Genomic DNA, 16,893 nt, shown 5'->3' with positions numbered 1-16,893 from the left:
CTTCACCGATGCGCGCCGATGGTCGGCCGGCCGGTGCGGCGCATTTCGTACGCCGGGCGGTGGTGCGACCGGACCGGATGCACGAAGCCGGTCTCGGTCGAGTTGTCGCGTGCGTCGGGCATCGACGGCACGTCGTGTCTTTCCTGTGCGATCCGGCTGACGAGCAGCCCGAGCGACGCCAGCGTGACGAGCGGCATGAACTGGAACGACAGATGCGGCACGACCCCGAGGCCCGCGAGCGGCGTCAGCCATAGAAGCAGCAGCCATTCGCGATCGAAGCGGCGCCAGCCATGCGTCCACGCATAGCGCGCGTACCACGCGATCACGATGCCGTACCAGGTCAGGTCGTAGTCGTACAGATAGGGGCTGACGAGCAGGCAGGCGCAGGCGAGGGTCGCGGCGCGCAGCGCATAGGCGCACGCACCGCGCCACGCATAGATGACGGCGATGGCCGCGGTCGCGGCCGACAGCAGCTGGAGGCCGTTCGCGACGATCGCGGGCCAGTGGGCCATCGTCGCGAGTGCGAACACGGACGGCATGCGGGCGAGCTTGGCCTGGCCGGTGCCGACGATCGCGTAGACGCCGTCGATCACATGCGCGAACGTGAGCCACGGGCCGACCCCGAACGCGAGTGTCGCAAGCGCGATGCTGCAGGCGATCGTCGCGGCCCACGCGGCCAGCGCGCGCCATTGGCCCGCGCACAGCAGCGCGAGCGGGAACAGCATCGCGAGCTGCGGCTTCATCGTCAGCAAGCCGAAGCAGATTCCGGCATACACCGGGCGGCGGTTCAGCGCGAGCAGGCCGGCACCGGCGAGCAACGCGGTGAAGAGGCTGGTCTGCCCGACGATCACCGTGAGGAACGCGCCGGGGAACGCGAGCGCGCACAGCCATGCGGCATCGCGCTGCACGGTCGCACGGATCGTCGCCGCGAACAGCGCATACGTGAGCCCGAGCCACAGCACGAGCGCCAGCGTGTACGGCAACCAGCCGAGCGGCAGCACGAGCAGCAGCATGGAGGGCGGATAGAGCCACGGCAGCGTGCCGTCCGCGAGCGTCATCGTCGGGATCGCGAGCTTCTGGACGGCGAACAGCGCGGGGAAATGCCATGCATCGGCCGCATGCCCGTGCGCGGCGAGCCACGCGGCGCTCCAGATCGGCGAGAAATCCTGCGACAGCGGTTGCAGCGCGCCGTTGTGCGACAGGAACACGCGGATCACGTAGATGCAGATGAACAGCAGCTCGCTCGCCAGCACGGCGCCCGCATAGAGGCGCACACGCTCGCGATTGAGCCAGTGCGGGTAGCGGCGCGGGCCCGCGATCGGGAGCTCCGGATGCACGTGGGCGGCCGAATGCGCGTGGCGCGCGGAAGGGGACGATCTCATCGGGCGCTCCGGGGCTCGAGCGCCGTGCGGCGCACGATGACGAACAGCACCGCGAGCAGCACGAGCGGCCCGATCTGCGGCAGCTTCATCAGCCGGTTGAACATCTCGAAGATCGGCAGCAGCCACGCAAGCACGATGATGCCCTGGTCGCCGGGCAGCCAGCCTTCGTCGAGGCCGTGCGCGATCAGGCAGAAGATCGCGATGCCGAGCCACGTCAGTTCGTAGTTCCACAGATACGGCGTCGTCAGCAGCGTGGCGACGGCCAGCACCGCGCCGCGCAGGCGCATGTCGTGCGTGCGGCGCCACACGTCGACTGCCGCGGCGATCGCGAGCAGCGCAACCGCCGCTTGCGCGGCCAGCGCGGTTGCCACCGGCATGCCCGCGAGCCGCAGTGCGGCGAACGGCGTCGGCGACGCGAGCCAGTACGACGGGAGCATGAAATGCTGGTCGCGCACCGTCGCCAATGTCTGGCTCAACCCGTGCAGCGCGCCGGGGCCGGACAGCGCGATGCCGGCGGCCGCGAACAGTGCCGCGGTGATCGCGGCCGCCGCGAACGTGCGCCACGCACGTGCCGCGATCAGCACGAACGGGAACACCACGGCCAGTTGCGGCTTGATCGCGAGCAAGCCGATCAGCACGCCGGCGACGATCGGGCGTTTGCCGAGCAGGTGCAGTGCCAGCGCGGCGATGCCGGCGGTCAGGATGCTGTTCTGGCCGAATAGCGCGGCCATGCATACGGCCGAGTACGCGACCACGACGAGCGCCGCGGCGCGCGGCACGGGAAGATGCGCGCGCAATCCCGACAACCGGGAGACGGCGAACGCATAGCATAAAAGACTGCCCGCGAAAAAGAGGAAATATGCGGGCAGGAAAGGCACAAGGGCAACCGGAGCGATGAACAGCAACATCGTCGGCGGATAGAGCCAGGGAAGCGGCCGGTGCTGCAGATACGCACCGAAGTGCGCGAACTCGGCCTGCAGGAATGAAGAGGAGTCGTAGGCCGACGCGGCATGGCCTTGCAACACCAGGTGCGATGCGGTCCAGAAGACCGAGAAATCGACGCCCGGCCGGACGATGGCATTCGACGTGAAGCCGTCCGTCACGATGCCCCAGGTAACCAGCAACGCGGCGAAGAACATCAGCATGATGCAGCTGTACGGAATGATCCGGTCACGTGTCAGCCATTGAACGCGGCGTATTGCACGCCCGCGCATTTCGCGATTGGCGGTGTACATGATTCCCCGTATGTAGTTTGGCTGCCTGGTCAGTCGCAGCCGTTTCATGTTCTGGTGCCTGCGGATCAAATCGCTCTGAAATGGCGTTATCCGGTGAGTTCATTGTTGAAGAAAAAATCGCGCATTGCAAACCACCCGCTGAAAGCCGGGATTTGGATTGGTCGATGTCGCAGGTGAAAACCGCATTTTCAGGTATGAGAAATCCGCGCGGCCGGTTTTTGTGTTTCTGTCTTGAAACATTCTGTCATTTTGACCGGTTCGGCACCCGGCCAATCGCGTGAGGCACGGGCGGCTGCCGGTGTTCGGGAAAGTCCCGAGTAAAAATTTTTGATCCTTTGTGCAGCGCGTCGGCAGGCATGCTGGCTTACGGCGCTTGCAGGGAAACACATATCAATTTTGAAACATTTCGCGCGTCGGGGCGCCAGCCGGGGAACGCAGGCATCGCTGGAACCCTTGCTGCGCCTGGATTTTGTCCGAGGTGGCCTGCTCTTTGCGTAAGCGTTGGCACGGCAGTCGACGATGTGACGACCGGGCGGTTCCGGCAAGCGAAACAGGGAACCAGCATCGGAATCACGGGCGGAAAGGAGGGCCGGAGCGCGACGGGGAACACGCAGCTCCAGTTCGATCAACCGCGCAAGCGTTCGTCGAGTGACCCATGAGACCCGGTTTTGTCAGGGCAATAAAAAATCGGCATGGCCGTATATGGGGAATAAAAAATGAAAGACCACAGCACATCACGGTTTGAAAACCGCGTTAAAAGCATATTGCAGCTTATCCGGGAGTTTGTCTCCCGTTCAACTGGATTCCATGCGTCGAACGGCAGCCGTGCCGTTCAGGTCGATCTGATTGCCCGGTTCATCCGGCCGGTCGCACCGTACACGCCTCGCTCGCTCTCTGCGTCACTGATACCCGTTCGCACGGACAGGGGTGTGTATCCCCGCTCCCGCAGCTGAGCGTCGCGTCCCGATTTTTCGAGTAGTGCCGGTGGTGCCCAACCCCGACGTCCTGACCGACGAAGGGAATTAAGTAGCAGTCCGAAAGGAGAATGCCCATGTCAAGAATCATCGAAAAGATCGCGTGGTTCGTCCAGGATCACGACGGCGTGACGGCCATCGAGTACGGCCTGATCGCTGCGCTGATCGCGATCGGCATCGTCGTTGCGTTGACGACGATCGGTACGGATCTGAAGACCGCGTTCAGTACGATCGCCTCGGATCTGGACTCGATAGTAGCTGGCTTTTGATGGATGGCATGGCAAGCGAATCGTTCAACTCGTTTGTCTGCACCACACGGCATTAGCAACATTCCTCGACGTATCGATGCACGGTCATCCGACCAGCCGGCACGCGGGGACCCTGAAATTCACCATGCAAGGAGATCATCATGTCCAAGTTCATTCAACAAGCCGGCCGTTTCGTTCGCGACGAAGACGGCGTGACCGCCATCGAATACGGCCTGATCGCCGCACTGATCGCGGTCGGCATCATCCTCGCGCTGTCGACGATCGGCAAGGACCTCAAGACCGTTTTCAGCACGATCGCGGCCGACCTGGATTCGGCGGTAGCCGGCCTTTGATGGACCGTACCGCGGACGGCTCGGCCGGTGCAGTACTCGAGCCGTCCCCGGTCTTCTGATCAACCCGGAACCGGAGACCATCATGCAAGCCAGGATGCGTGTCGTTCGCAGCTGGATCGGCGACGAGCAGGGCGTGACGTCGATCGAGTATGCGTTGCTCGCGGCGATGTTCGCTGTCGCGGTACTGGGCAGCGTCGTTACGCTGAAAGGCTCGCTTGCCAATACATACGAGGTGATCGCAACGGCCGTGACGGCCGCCGTGGCCACCGCGCTGGCAATGGTTTCCTGATCCACCGACTCCACCGATTCGACCGCGAGGTTCGCCATGCTACTTGTTGCGCCGCCTTACCCGGTTCCGTTGTGCGTGACGCTGCTCGCGATCGCCGCGGCCAGCACGGACATCGCGACCCGCCGCATCCCGAACCGCCTCGTCCTGCTCGGCCTGGCCGGTGCGCTGGTTGCCCAGTGCCTGTTGCACGGTGTCGTGGCAGGCGCACTCGGATGGCTCGCCGGCGCCGCCACCGGCTTCGGCCTGCTGCTGCCGTTCTACCTGTTGCGCGGCATGGCGGCCGGCGACGTGAAGCTGATGCTCGCGATCGGTGCCTGGGTCGGCGCGGAAATGACGTTTTACATCGTGCTGGCCACCTTCCTGGCCGGCGGGATTGGCGCCATCGTCTTCGCGCTGCTGCGCGGGCGGATGCGCCAGATGTGGGCGAACGTGCGCGCGTTGATCGCGCGGCGCTCGCAAGGCTCGAGCGCCGAGGCCGCCGGCGGCCCCGTCGAAATCGCATCGGTCGGCACGCTGCCGTACGGCGTGGCGATCGCGGCCGGCACGCTGGGCATGCTGTTCGCGTCGTGCGCATAGCGCGACGTGTCCGCAACGAGGACGCAACGATCATGAACACGAATCACACCGAACCGAGACGCGACGCACAGGTGGCACGCCTGCCCGATCCGTTGCCGTCGCGGGAAGCGCACACGAAGCTGGGCGCGCAGCTGCCGACGGCGCCGCGCTCGCTCGAGGAAACCGGGTTGAGCATGACGTTCGTCTCCGGCCTCGTGCTGAAGTCGACGCTGATGCTCGGCCGCCCGTCGTACGGCGACCTGGTCGAGCGGCACTGCCTGCCGCTTGCGGTGCTCGACGACGTCTTCGCGTTCCTGGTGCGCGAGCATCTCGTCGAGCTCACCCATCGCGGCGCGACCGATCTCGACGTGACGTTCCGCCTGACCGAGGCGGGCCGCGTGCTCGCGATGGAGGAACGCATGCGCAGCGGCTACAGCGGGCCCGCGCCGGTGACGCTCGACGCGTATCTCGCGTGCCTGAACGCGCATTCGGTGCGCGAGCTGCACGTCAGCCAGAACGAAGTGTGGGCGGCGTTCGAAGGCATCGTGATCGACACGTCGCTGATCGATGCGGCGGCCGCCGCGCTGAACGCGGGCCGTCCGCTGCTGATCTACGGCCCGGCCGGCAGCGGCAAGACCTTCCTCGCCGAGCGGCTCGGTTCGCTGATGCACGGCCGCGTGCCGGTGCCGTATGCGATCTGCGCGGCCGGCGAAGTGATCCAGATCTACGACCCGCTCGTCCATGTCGACGCGGAGGCCCAGCCCGGCGGCCAGTCGGTCGATCGCCGCTGGCGCCTGTGCAAACGGCCGGTCGTGATATCGGGCGGTGAACTGACGCTCGACGAGCTCGACCTGCGCCGCGACGAGGCCGCCGGTTTCTACCAGGCGCCCCCGCACATGAAGGCGAACATGGGCATGTACGTGATCGACGATCTCGGCCGCCAGCGCGTCGAGCCGCGCGACCTGCTCAATCGCTGGCTGCGCCCGCTCGATCGCGGCGTCGATTACCTGACGCTCGAATCCGGCAACCGCTTCGTGATGCCGTTCGATGTCTGGCCGGTGTTCTCGAGCAACCTGTTGCCGGAGCAGTTCTGCGACGACGCGTTCCTGCGCCGCCTCGGTTCGAAGCTTCACGTCGGTGCGATGTCGATCGACGACTACCGCCAGGTGTACAACGCGGCCTGCGCATCGCTCGGACTCGTATCGGCGAGCGATGCGTTCGACTTCCTGCTGCATCGGCTGCATCTGCCGACCGGCAAGGCATTTCTCGCATGCTTTCCGGCGGACCTGTTGCGCCTCGTGGCCGCCGGCGCGCGTTATCGCGGCGATCCGCCCGAGGTGACGCACGACGCGCTGTACGACGCGTGGGCGAGTTACTTCGGCGCAGCGCCAGAACGGGACGGCAGCCATCCGTCGCCCGTCGAGCGCGGAGGCCGTACGTTCGTCACCGGTTGAGCGGTTTCTTTCACGATTCGTCGAGGAGCATTGCCATGAAAAACAGTCGAGCGGTCATGATGCTGGTCGTCGCGATGGTCGCGGGTCTTGCCGCGGTCGTGTTCGCATCCCACTGGCTGGTACAGACATCCACGAGCTCGGTCACGCCGGTCGCGGTGGCCAACACCGACCTGAACCTGGGCGAACCGCTCGGGCCGAACCAGATCCACATGGTCAGCTGGCCGTCGGGCAGCGTGCCCACCGGCGCGTTCACCGATACGAAGGTGCTGGAAGGGCGCGTCGTGCGCACCAGCCTTGCACGCGGCGAGCCGGTGATCGAGTCGAAGCTCGCGCCGATCGGCACGAAGGGCGGGCTGTCCGCGGTCATCGCCGACGGCAGCCGCGCAATCACGGTGCGCGTGAACGACGTGGTCGGCGTCGCGGGCTTCGCGCTGCCGGGCAACTACGTCGACGTGATCGTCAACACGCAGGAGCAGCAGGGCAAGACCGACGGGCAGAGCATCTCGAAGATCGTGCTCGAGCACATCCTCGTGCTCGCCGTCGCGCAACAGGTCAGCCGCGACGACACGGCGCCGAAGGTCGTCAACGCGGTGACGCTGGAAGTCACGCCCGACCAGGCCGAACGGCTCGACCTCGCACGCAGCGTCGGCACGCTGTCGCTCGTGCTGCGCAACCAGGTCGACCAGAAGACGCTGAACACCGACGGCGCGACCAAGCTGACGCTGCTCGGCAAGGAGCCCGCACCCGAAGCGCCGCCGGCACCCGTCCGTGTGAAGACGGTACGCGTGCACGTCGCATCGCATGCGGCGCCGGAAGCCCGGCGCGACTGCGTCGGCGTGCTGACGGGGGTGAAGGGCAGCGTCGAGTGTTTCTGAATCAGTTCATTGAAGTCACATAAACGGCCACCGGCAACGCGCGGCGGCCCTGGAAGTCGATAACCGGCACGGCGCCGGTCTCTCGGGGGATCAGACGAAATGAAGATCAAACCGCAATGCACAGGTACCGGCCCGCTGCGCACACGCGTCGCACGCGGCACGATGATGGCCGCAATCCTTTGTTCGGGATGGCTGACCGTTTATGGCGCACTCGCCCAGGAAGGGATCGAGTCGGCCGTGCTGACGAAGGGCGGCGCCAGCGCGCCGGCCGCGGCCGGCAAGGGGCCGATGCAGATGACGATCAGCATGGCGCCGGTACCGGCCGCGCCGGCCGCGTCGTCCGGGCCGCTGCGCGGGCCGAACTGCGTCGGCGCGGTGCGCGAATCGACCAGCGTCAGCGTGCCGCTCGGCAAGTCGCTGCTGGTGCCGATGCCGGAGCCGGTCCGCAATCGGACGATCGGCAATCCGGCCGTCGCACAGGCCACGATGGTGTCGCCGCAGACGCTGTACATCCTCGGGCTCGCGGTCGGCACGACCAACATGATCGTGCAGGGCAAGAGCGGTGCATGCCGTGTGATCGACGTCGCGGTCGGCGCGGATGCCGGCGGCCTGCAGGCGTCGCTGATGCAACTGATGCCGAACGAGCGCGATATCCATGTGTCGACCGCCGCCGGCACGATCGTGCTGGCCGGCACCGTGTCGAGCTCGATGGCCGCGCAGCAGGCCGTGCAGATCGCACATGCGTACGGCGACAGCGCGGGCGATCCGGCGGGCGGCGGCAAGGGCGGCGGCGGGGTGCTCAACATGCTGAACGTCACGTCGCCGCAGCAGGTGATGCTCGAGGTGAAGGTGGCCGAGGTGTCGAAGACGCTGATCAACCAGATGGGCAGCGCGCTCAACATCCAGGGCGGGTTCGGTTCGTGGAGCGGCGCGCTGGTCAGCAACCTGCTCGCGGGCGTCGCGACCGGGATCGCCTTCAGCAAGGCGAACAACAAGCCGTTCAACCTCGCGGCCGACGCGCAGAACACCGACAACCTGGTCAAGATCCTCGCGGAGCCGAATCTCGTGACGATCAGCGGCCAGGAAGCGACATTCCTCGCGGGCGGCAAGATCTTCATCCCGATCCCGCAAAGCAGCGGCAACGGCACGTCGTCCATCACGCTGCAGGAAGAGGAGTTCGGCGTCGCGCTGAAGTTCACGCCGACGGTGCTGGGTAATGGCCGGATCAGCCTGCGGGTTGCGCCGGAAGTGTCGGAGCTGTCGCAGACGGGCGTCACGCTGAGCGCGACCAACATCGGCGGCACGTCGATCCTGCCGCTGATCACGACACGGCGCGCCTCGACGACGGTCCAGATGGGCGACGGCGAAACGTTCGCGATCGGCGGGCTGATCAAGGACAACGGAACCGGTGCGCTGAAGGCGCTCCCGGGGGTCGGCGAAGTGCCCGTGCTCGGCGCGCTGTTCCGCAGCACGTCGTTCCAGCAGGACCGCACCGAGCTGATCTTCGTGATCACGCCGCACCTCGTGAAGCCGCTGCAGACCGCGGACGTGCCGTTGCCGACCGACAGCTTCTCGAAGCCGAACGAAGTCGACGTGTATGCGACGGGCAACATGGAAGGCCGCGGCGGCGTGCGCAAGCCCGGTGCACAACCGGCGCACGGCGCGGCAGATGCACCGCAGACGCCGGCCCAGGCACCGGCCCCCGCACCGGCACCGCAATCGGAAGCGCCCGCCGCCCCGGCCGCGGCGCTGCCGGCACCGCGCGCGCCGCAGGGTACGGACGCGCAGCCGCCGGTGCCGGCCGAGCCGCAGAAGACGCCTGCGCCGGTCGCCGCCGCCGCGCCGCAGCCCGACGCGGCAAGTGCAGCCAACGCGGCCCGCATCGCGCGTATCGAGGCCGCCGCCGCGCGCCTCGCGGCGGCAGGCACCGACACGCCGGCCCAGTCGGCGGCGCGGCAGAAGCAGCGGGTGACGGCGGCTGCACGGGCGCAGGTTGCGCACGTGAGCACGGCACCCGAATCCACCGATCGTTGAAGCCATCCAAGGGGAAGCTCATGAAATCCGCCTACCTCGTCATCGTGCGCCGCGCGGCGCTCGCCGCACCGCTCGCGTTCGCGCTTGCCGGCTGCATGTCGTCAACCCCGGTGTGGGACACCCGCTTCGGCGATTCGGTCCGCGCCGTGACCCAGGCCCAGATCATCGACCCGCATGCCGCCGAACACGCGGCCTCGGTGTCGGCGCCGGGGGTCGACGGCGGTGCCGCCGCGGCCGCGCTCGACAACTACGACAAGTCGTTCAAGCAAACCGTGCCGCCCGCCAATGCGTTCGTGATCGGCATCGGCAAGGCCACCCAGTAACGACGGCACGCTCAGGGAGAACGCCATGAACAGCGCAGCCCGCTATCCGAAAGTCATGCGTCACGGCCTGCATCGCCAGCGCGGTGCCGTCGCGATCATCGTCGGTCTCGCACTGGCGGTGATGATCGGGTTCGTCGGCCTCGCGCTGGATCTCGGCAAGCTGTACGTCACGCGCAGCGAACTGCAGAACAGCGCCGATGCGTGCGCGCTGTCGGCTGCGCGTGACCTGACGTCGGCCATCAGCCTGTCCGTGGCCGAGGCCGACGGCATCGCCGCCGGCCACCTGAATTTCGTGTTTTTCCAGAACAAGTCGGTGCAGATGTCGACCAATGCGAACGTCACGTTCAGCGATTCGCTGACCAACCCGTTCCTGGCGAAGAACTCGGTCACGACGCCGGCGAACATCAAGTACGTGCAGTGCACCGCCACGTTGAGCAACATCGCGCACTGGTTCATCGAGGTGCTGAACGTGCTGCCGGGCACGAAGCTCGCGAACGCGGCGGAAGTGTCGGCCAGCGCGATCGCCACCGTCGGCGGCGGGCAGACGACCTGCGCGATCCCGGTGTTCGTGTGCCGCGGCCCGTCCGATCCGGCCTACAAGGTCGGCGACTGGATCTCGTCGCCGTCCGGGTCGTCGACGACCTACGGGCCCGGCAACTTCGGCTGGGCGGCGCTCGACGGCTCGACGAACGAAACCACGCTCTCCGGCGAGCTGTCGGGCAACACCTGCAACATCACGAGCCCGCCGGACCTTGCCACCACGGGCCTGAAGTCGGCGTCGCTGCGCGCCTGGAATACGCGTTTCGGCATCTATACGAACGGCGCGAACGGCTCGAGCGGCCAGCCCGACTTCACCGGCTACGCGTATGTCGGCCCGAACTACGGGCCGCCAGGAACGGCGGGCATCAAGGGCGACGCGTACACGCAGTTCGTGGCCGACCGCGCAGCCTTCAAGTCCTACCAGGGCGACGGCGCACCGCCGTCGGGCAGCGGGATTACCACCAACGGCACGGCGACGGCGAGCAACTACCAGACCTTCGGCGGCGACCGCCGTGTCGCGCTCGCGCCAGAGGGCGACTGCTCGACGCTGTCGGGCAGCAGCGGCAAGGTACACGTCACGCAATGGGATTGCGTGCTGATGCTCGATCCGCTGCCGTTCAGCTCGGGCAGCGGCGCGCTCGTCGCGCACCTCGAATACCTCGGTTCGTCGGTCTCCGGCAACAATCCGTGCGCGACGCACGGCTTGCCCGGCAGCGGCAGCGCGTCCGGGACCCAGGTCCCGATGCTCGTCCAATAGCGGAGAGAGGATCATGAAAAAGCCCCCGTTTCGCCGTTCGCGCACCCGCGGCGCCGTCGCCGTCGAGTTCGCGCTCGTGCTGATGCCGATGATCATGCTCGCGACCGGCGTGGCGGAGTTCGGCCGCGCGATCTACCAGTTCGAGACGCTGACCAAGGCGACGCGGGATGCCGCGCGCTACCTGTCGGTCTGGTTGCCGAGCGACAGCGCGTATCCGGTGTCGCAGGCGCAGTGTCTCGTCGTCTACGGCAGCACGACGTGCGGCGCGTCCGGTACCGAGCTGGTGCCCGGGCTCACGACGTCGATGGTGACCATCTGCGACGCGCAGCACACGACCGGCTGCAGCGACGCGTCGGACCCGTCGCAGTTCGCGAACCTGCCGACCTACGACTCGAACAACAACGCGTCGAGCGGTACGGCAACAGGCGCGATCAACGTCGTCGAGGTAAAGATCACGGGCTACAAATACCAGCCGATCCCTGCGTTCCCGGGGCTGCCGTCGATCACCTTCAACAACATCGTCACCGTGATGAGGCAAGTGTCATGAGCGCGCGCCATGTCCCCCTGTCACGCCGGCGCACCCAGCGCGGCGCGGCGATCGTCGAGTTCGCGCTGATCGCGTCGGTACTGATCATGCTGCTGATCGGCATCTTCGAGTTCGGTCGCGTGCTGTTCTACTGGAGCACCGCGAGCGAGGCCGTGCGCCTGGGCGCACGCACGGCGGTGGTCTGCGACGTCAATGCGGCCGGCGTCGTGAAGCGCGTGAGATCGCTGCTGCCGCTGCTGTCGAACGCGAACGTATCGGTGAACTACTCGCCGGCAAGCTGTGACGTGAATTCGTGCGCGTTCGTGACCGTCAGCGTCACGAACGTCACGGTCAAGACGATGATCCCGTTCGTGAACGTCACGGTGAGAATGCCGCCGTTCACGACAACGCTGCCGCGCGAGAGCCTGACGTCCTCGAGCGGCGGCGCCGCCTGCAATTAATCGCACAGACGAGGTACACGACATGATCAACATCCTCGTAGCTTCCGACGACACCGCGCGGCTCACGCAGATCGCGCGCCACGTCGCCGACTGCGGACGCTATCGCGCGACGCGCGCGACCGGCCGGCCGTCGCAGATCGAGCATCGCAGCGACGGGCTCGACGCGTTCGACATCCTGCTGATCGACGGCACGTCGATCGAGCCTTCCGAGCTGTCCGCGATCGAGCGCATCTGCCGCGCGCACGCGAGCCTGACCTGCATTCTCGTGACGGCGGACGCGTCGCCGCACGTGCTGCTCGACGCGATGCGTGCGGGTGCACGCGACGTGCTGCAATGGCCGCTCGATCCGCAGGCGCTCGGCAACGCGCTCGAGCGGGCCGCCGCGCAAAGCACGCGGCGCGACACCGACGATACGCGGATCGTGTCGTTCATGTCGTGCAAGGGCGGGGCCGGCACGAGCTTCGCGGCCAGCAACCTCGCGTTCGAGATCGCCGAAGGCTTCAAGCGCCGCGTGCTGCTGATCGACCTGAACCAGCAGTTCGCCGACGCGGCGTTCCTCGTCAGCGACGAAACCCCGCCGTCGACGCTGCCGCAGCTTTGCGCGCAGATCGAGCGGCTCGACAGCGCGTTCCTCGACGCGAGCGTCGCGCACGTGACGGAAAACTTCCACGTGCTCGCGGGCGCGGGCGACCCGGTCAAGGCCGCGGAGATGCGCGAGGACGCGCTCGAATGGATCCTGGGCGTTGCCGCGCCGCGCTACGACTTCGTGATCTTCGACGTCGGCGTCTGCATCAATCCGCTGTCGATGGTGGCGCTGGATCGCAGCGACCAGATCCAGCTCGTGATGCAACCCGCGATGCCGCACGTGCGGGCCGGCCGCCGGCTGCTGGAGATCCTCGTGTCGCTCGGCTACTCGACCGACCAGATGCGGCTGATCGTGAACCGCGCGACGCGCGCGAGCGACCGCACCCGCACCGCGCTCGAGGAAGTGCTCGGCCTGCACGCGGCCTGCACGATTCCCGACGACGCCGACACCGTGCTCGAAGCGGTCAACCAGGGCCATCCGGTGTCGCGGCTCGCGCGCGGCACGGCGGTGGTCCGTGCGTTGCAAGGGTATGCGAAGCAACTCGTCGACGGGGAGGTGCGCGCGGGTCACGGCACGACGCACAGCGAACCGCTGATGTCCCGGCTGTTCGGCCGCAAGGCTACGCCGAAGCTCAAGTCTATGTAATTCTTTCGGGGAACCATCATGTCATTGCGCGAACAGATGTCCTTGCACCGGGCCCAGCCGCTGGCGGCGGGCAGCGAACCGGCCGGCCCGGTGCATTCGTCGGTGCGCGACGCATACCAGAAACTGCGCCGCGAAATTCACCTGGCCGTGCTCGAACGCGTCGAGCTCGAGCGCCTGTCGCGGCTGTCGCAGGAATCGGTGCGCCATGAGATCGGCGCGCTGATCTCGCGCATTCTCGACGAGGAGCGGCTGCCCGCGAACGACATCGAGCGGCGGCAGCTCGCAATCGATGTGTACGACGAGATGTTCGGCTTCGGCCCGCTCGAAGCGCTGCTGCGCGACCCGGGGATTTCCGACATCCTCGTGAACACGTACCGGCAGGTCTATGTCGAGCGCAGCGGCCAGCTCGAACTGACCGACGTGACGTTCTACGACGATGCGCACCTGATGAAGGTGATCGAGAAGATCGTGTCGCGCGTCGGGCGCCGCATCGACGAGTCGAGCCCGATGGTCGACGCGCGGCTGCCGGACGGCTCGCGCGTGAACGCGATCATCCCGCCGTCCGCGATCGACGGGCCGCTGATGTCGATCCGGCGCTTCGCGGTCAACCCGCTGAAGATGGACGACCTGGTGCGCTACCACAGCCTGACGCCGCCGATGGCCGAGCTGCTCGACGCGCTGTCGCGCGCGAAGATCAACGTGCTGGTGTCGGGCGGCACCGGCAGCGGCAAGACGACGCTGCTCAACATCCTGTCCGGCTACATTCCGCGCAACGAGCGGATCGTGACGATCGAGGATGCCGCCGAGCTGCAACTGCAGCAGCCGCACGTGCTGCGGCTCGAAACGCGCCCGCCGAACATCGAGGGCAAGGGCGAGATCACGCAGCGCACGCTGGTGCGCAACGCGCTGCGGATGCGGCCCGACAGGATCATCCTCGGCGAAGTGCGCGGCGCCGAAGCGCTCGACATGCTCAACGCGATGAATACCGGCCACGAAGGCTCGCTCGCGACGATTCACGCGAACACGCCGCGCGACGCGCTGACGCGGCTCGAGAACATGATCAGCGTCTCCGGCCTGACGCTGCCGCCGAAGACGATGCGCCAGCAGATCGCGTCGGCGATCTCGGTGGTCGTGCAGGCGGCACGGCTGACCGACGGCAAGCGCAAGATCGTCAGCATCCAGGAACTGACCGGGATGGAAGGCGACATCATCAACATGCAGGAGATCTTCACGTTCAAGCGCACGGGCGTGGATCGCGACGGCTCGGTACGCGGCCACTTCTGCGCGACCGGCGTGCGGCCGAAGTTCGTCGAGCGGCTGCAGGCGTTCGGCATCAACCTGCCGGATTCGCTGTACGACCCGTCTCAGCGGTACGAGACGAACTGACGACAGGGCGCTGTTCGCTACCGGGGAGGCTTCATGAACGCGATCTTTTACGGTTTTGTGATTCTCACCTTCGTCGCGGTGGTGCTCGCGATCGAAGGTGCGTATCAATGGTGGAACGCGCGGCACGGTACGGCCGCGCGCCGGATCGAATCGCGCATCCGCTCGATGTCGGCCGGCGGCAACGTCCAGCAGGAACGGCTGTCGATCCTGAAGAAGCGGATGCTCGACGAATCGAAGCCGTTCGACCGGCTGCTGCTGCGCGTGCCGCGCGTGCACCGGCTCGATCTCGTGATCCAGCAGTCGGGCCTCGCCTGGACGCTCCCGAAGCTGATCATGCTCAGCGCGATGTTCGCGGGGGTTACGTGGCTTGCATTGAGCTTCGCGACGTTGCCGCAACTCGCCACGCTGCCGGTCGCGCTGTTTGCCGGATGCTGGCCGACGATGTACGTGATGCGCTGCCGCGGGAAGCGGATGCGCAAGCTCGAGCGGCAGTTGCCGGACATCTGCGACATGATCTCGCGTGCGCTGCGTTCCGGTCATTCGTTCACGAGCACGCTCGGGATGGTCGGCGACGAGTTTCCCGATCCGATGGGCGGCGAGTTCCGCATCACGTTCGACGAGGTGAACTACGGCGTGTCGCTGCACGATGCGCTGATGAACCTTGCGACGCGCGTGCCGGTGCAAGACCTGCGCTACTTCGTGATCGCGGTGCTGATCCAGCGCGAGACGGGCGGCAACCTGGCCGAGCTGCTCGACTGCATCTCCGCGCTGATCCGCGAGCGCTTCAAGCTGTTCGACAAGGTCCGCGTGCTGTCGGCCGAAGGACGGCTGTCGGCATGGATTCTCGGGCTGCTGCCGTTCGGCACCGCCGCGGTGATGGCGCTGCTGAACCGCGAGTTCCTGTCCGTGCTCTGGGAGGACCCGGCAGGGATCAGGATGGTCGGCGGGATGCTGGTGTCGATGCTGTTCGGCCTGTTCTGGATCCGCCGCATCGTCCGCATTCGCGTCTGACGCGCGAGTCGTACAACAAACCATTTCGAGGCTGTCATGCAAAATCTGAGCGTGGTCCAGGCCGTGATGCTGGGCGGCTTGTTCATCTTCGTGGCCGGCGGCGTACTCGTCGCGATGCTGCTGTTCGCGCCGCGCAGCATCCAGCGCAGGCTCCAGCAGGCCGGCGGGGCCGGGGCGGGCGCGACCGGCACCGGCGACGGCGACGACATGGCGTCGCGCTGGGTCGCGAAGCTGGTCGAGCTGTCCACCCCGATCTCGAAGCTGTCGGTGCCGAAGGAGGGCTGGGAGAATTCTCCGCTGCGCATCCGGCTCATGAATGCCGGCTGGCGCAACCAGAGCGCGGCCGCGCTGTACTTCACCGCGAAGACGGCGCTCGCGCTCGGGCTGCCGGGCGCCGCGCTGCTGGTGCTGATCACGACGTCGCTCGGCGACGAGCGCGCGATCCTGTCGGTGATCCTCGTCGCGCTCGCCGGGATTGGCTACTACATCCCGAACATCGTGCTGTCGCAGCGGGTCAAGGTGCGCCAGCAGAAGATCTTCGAGGATTTCCCGGATGCGCTCGACCTGCTGACGGTGTGCGTCGAAGCGGGGCTCGGGCTCGATGCGGCGCTGATGAAGGTCAGCGAGGAACTGCGGTTCAGCAGCGAGGTGGTCGCGAGCGAACTCGACCTGCTGCTGCTCGAGATGCGCTCCGGCTTCACGAAGGAGACGGCGCTGCGCAATCTCGCGCTGCGCACCGGCGTGGAGGACATCGAGTCGTTCTGCGCGATGCTGATCCAGGCCGACCGGTTCGGCACGAGCATCAGCGAATCGCTGCGCGTGCTGTCCGACATGCTGCGCACGCGGCGGCGCATGCGCGCGGAGGAGCGGGCCGCGAAGATCGCGCTGAAGCTGCTGTTCCCGCTGATCTTCTGCATCTTCCCCGCGCTGATGCTGGTGCTGCTCGGGCCGGCGATGATTCACGTCTATCGCGTGCTGTTGCCGACGTTCGTGGGCATCGCGCAGTGAGCAACGGACCGGCATTGCGCCGGGATCGCCGATAAAGGTTTTTGCGTGCCGGACGGCCACCCCCGCCGGCCGGCACGGCAACAGGCTTCATGGAGACTCTCTCCCCAGGCGGCGCCGCGAGACAGGTTGACCATAGCGGCGTCAACGCATCCTGGACCCATGGTCGGCCATGGAGCGAGCCGTAGTCCACCGCCTTACCGGCTGCCCCCTACTGCTAACCTGAATGCCGGCGAAGCTTGCCGGCATCACGT

General features: G+C 66.9%; 17 protein-coding genes. 15 read left to right on the top strand and 2 right to left on the bottom strand.

Features of this window, described 5'->3' with window-relative positions; all coding sequences use genetic code 11:
• Nucleotides 1–2 precede the first annotated feature (2 nt).
• Together B7G54_RS16390 and B7G54_RS16385 are read right to left on the bottom strand one after the other, a co-directional pair.
• On the bottom strand, nt 3–1,382 hold the full coding sequence (locus B7G54_RS16390; RefSeq protein ID WP_085039997.1) for a glycosyltransferase family 87 protein: 1,380 nt from the start codon (nt 1,380–1,382) through the stop codon (nt 3–5).
• Nucleotides 1,379–2,617, bottom strand: a complete 1,239-nt coding sequence (locus B7G54_RS16385; protein ID WP_085039996.1) for a glycosyltransferase family 87 protein — start codon at nt 2,615–2,617, stop codon at nt 1,379–1,381. The genes B7G54_RS16390 and B7G54_RS16385 overlap by 4 nt, the downstream gene beginning before the upstream one ends.
• Nucleotides 2,618–3,668: 1,051 nt before the next feature.
• On the opposite strand from B7G54_RS16385, the gene B7G54_RS16380 reads away from it, so the two are divergent.
• The 15 genes from B7G54_RS16380 to B7G54_RS16310 all read left to right on the top strand — a co-directional run bounded on the left by B7G54_RS16380 (nt 3,669) and on the right by B7G54_RS16310 (nt 16,642).
• Nucleotides 3,669–3,860, top strand: coding sequence for a Flp family type IVb pilin (locus tag B7G54_RS16380; RefSeq protein WP_085039995.1), 192 nt, complete (start codon nt 3,669–3,671; stop codon nt 3,858–3,860).
• A gap of 140 nt (nt 3,861–4,000) precedes the next feature.
• A complete protein-coding gene (locus tag B7G54_RS16375) occupies nt 4,001–4,192 on the top strand; it encodes a Flp family type IVb pilin (RefSeq protein WP_085039994.1) in 192 nt (63 codons plus the stop codon).
• 82 nt (nt 4,193–4,274) lie between these two features.
• On the top strand, nt 4,275–4,481 hold the full coding sequence (locus tag B7G54_RS16370) for a Flp family type IVb pilin (protein WP_085039993.1): 207 nt from the start codon (nt 4,275–4,277) through the stop codon (nt 4,479–4,481).
• A 36-nt stretch (nt 4,482–4,517) separates the two neighbouring features.
• Nucleotides 4,518–5,057 (top strand): A24 family peptidase, encoded by a 540-nt coding sequence (locus tag B7G54_RS16365; RefSeq protein WP_085039992.1) that lies wholly within the window; start codon nt 4,518–4,520, stop codon nt 5,055–5,057.
• 32 nt (nt 5,058–5,089) lie between these two features.
• Nucleotides 5,090–6,490 carry a P-loop NTPase family protein gene (locus tag B7G54_RS16360; RefSeq protein ID WP_085039991.1) on the top strand — a complete coding sequence of 467 codons (1,401 nt, stop codon included), beginning with the start codon at nt 5,090–5,092 and terminating at the stop codon, nt 6,488–6,490.
• Nucleotides 6,491–6,525: 35 nt separating this feature from the next.
• Nucleotides 6,526–7,365: a Flp pilus assembly protein CpaB gene (gene cpaB / locus B7G54_RS16355; RefSeq protein ID WP_085039990.1), complete on the top strand. Its 840-nt coding sequence runs from the start codon at nt 6,526–6,528 to the stop codon at nt 7,363–7,365.
• A 99-nt stretch (nt 7,366–7,464) separates the two neighbouring features.
• Entirely contained in the window at nt 7,465–9,399 is a 1,935-nt protein-coding gene (locus tag B7G54_RS16350; protein ID WP_085039989.1) for a type II and III secretion system protein family protein, read from the top strand.
• Nucleotides 9,400–9,419: 20 nt separating this feature from the next.
• The gene (locus tag B7G54_RS16345; protein ID WP_085039988.1) at nt 9,420–9,722 is read left to right on the top strand and encodes a hypothetical protein; all 303 of its coding nucleotides are present in this window, start codon (nt 9,420–9,422) and stop codon (nt 9,720–9,722) included.
• 25 nt (nt 9,723–9,747) lie between these two features.
• Entirely contained in the window at nt 9,748–11,019 is a 1,272-nt protein-coding gene (locus B7G54_RS16340) for a pilus assembly protein TadG-related protein (RefSeq protein WP_085039987.1), read from the top strand.
• Nucleotides 11,020–11,032: 13 nt separating this feature from the next.
• The gene (locus B7G54_RS16335; protein WP_085039986.1) at nt 11,033–11,566 is read left to right on the top strand and encodes a TadE/TadG family type IV pilus assembly protein; all 534 of its coding nucleotides are present in this window, start codon (nt 11,033–11,035) and stop codon (nt 11,564–11,566) included.
• Nucleotides 11,563–12,006, top strand: coding sequence for a TadE/TadG family type IV pilus assembly protein (locus B7G54_RS16330; protein WP_085039985.1), 444 nt, complete (start codon nt 11,563–11,565; stop codon nt 12,004–12,006). The genes B7G54_RS16335 and B7G54_RS16330 overlap by 4 nt, the downstream gene beginning before the upstream one ends.
• A 22-nt stretch (nt 12,007–12,028) precedes the next feature.
• Nucleotides 12,029–13,237 (top strand): CpaE/TadZ family protein, encoded by a 1,209-nt coding sequence (locus tag B7G54_RS16325; RefSeq protein WP_085039984.1) that lies wholly within the window; start codon nt 12,029–12,031, stop codon nt 13,235–13,237.
• A gap of 18 nt (nt 13,238–13,255) precedes the next feature.
• Entirely contained in the window at nt 13,256–14,623 is a 1,368-nt protein-coding gene (locus B7G54_RS16320; RefSeq protein WP_085039983.1) for a TadA family conjugal transfer-associated ATPase, read from the top strand.
• Between the two features lie 33 nt (nt 14,624–14,656).
• Nucleotides 14,657–15,634 carry a type II secretion system F family protein gene (locus B7G54_RS16315; protein WP_085039982.1) on the top strand — a complete coding sequence of 326 codons (978 nt, stop codon included), beginning with the start codon at nt 14,657–14,659 and terminating at the stop codon, nt 15,632–15,634.
• Between the two features lie 36 nt (nt 15,635–15,670).
• Entirely contained in the window at nt 15,671–16,642 is a 972-nt protein-coding gene (locus B7G54_RS16310; RefSeq protein ID WP_085039981.1) for a type II secretion system F family protein, read from the top strand.
• The last annotated feature ends 251 nt before the right edge of the window (nt 16,643–16,893 follow it).

It is taken from the genome of Burkholderia puraquae (genome assembly GCF_002099195.1).
GTDB lineage: Bacteria > Pseudomonadota > Gammaproteobacteria > Burkholderiales > Burkholderiaceae > Burkholderia > Burkholderia puraquae.
The sequence above is the reverse complement of the archived record's forward strand: the minus strand, read 5'-3'. Positions and strand labels throughout refer to the sequence as shown.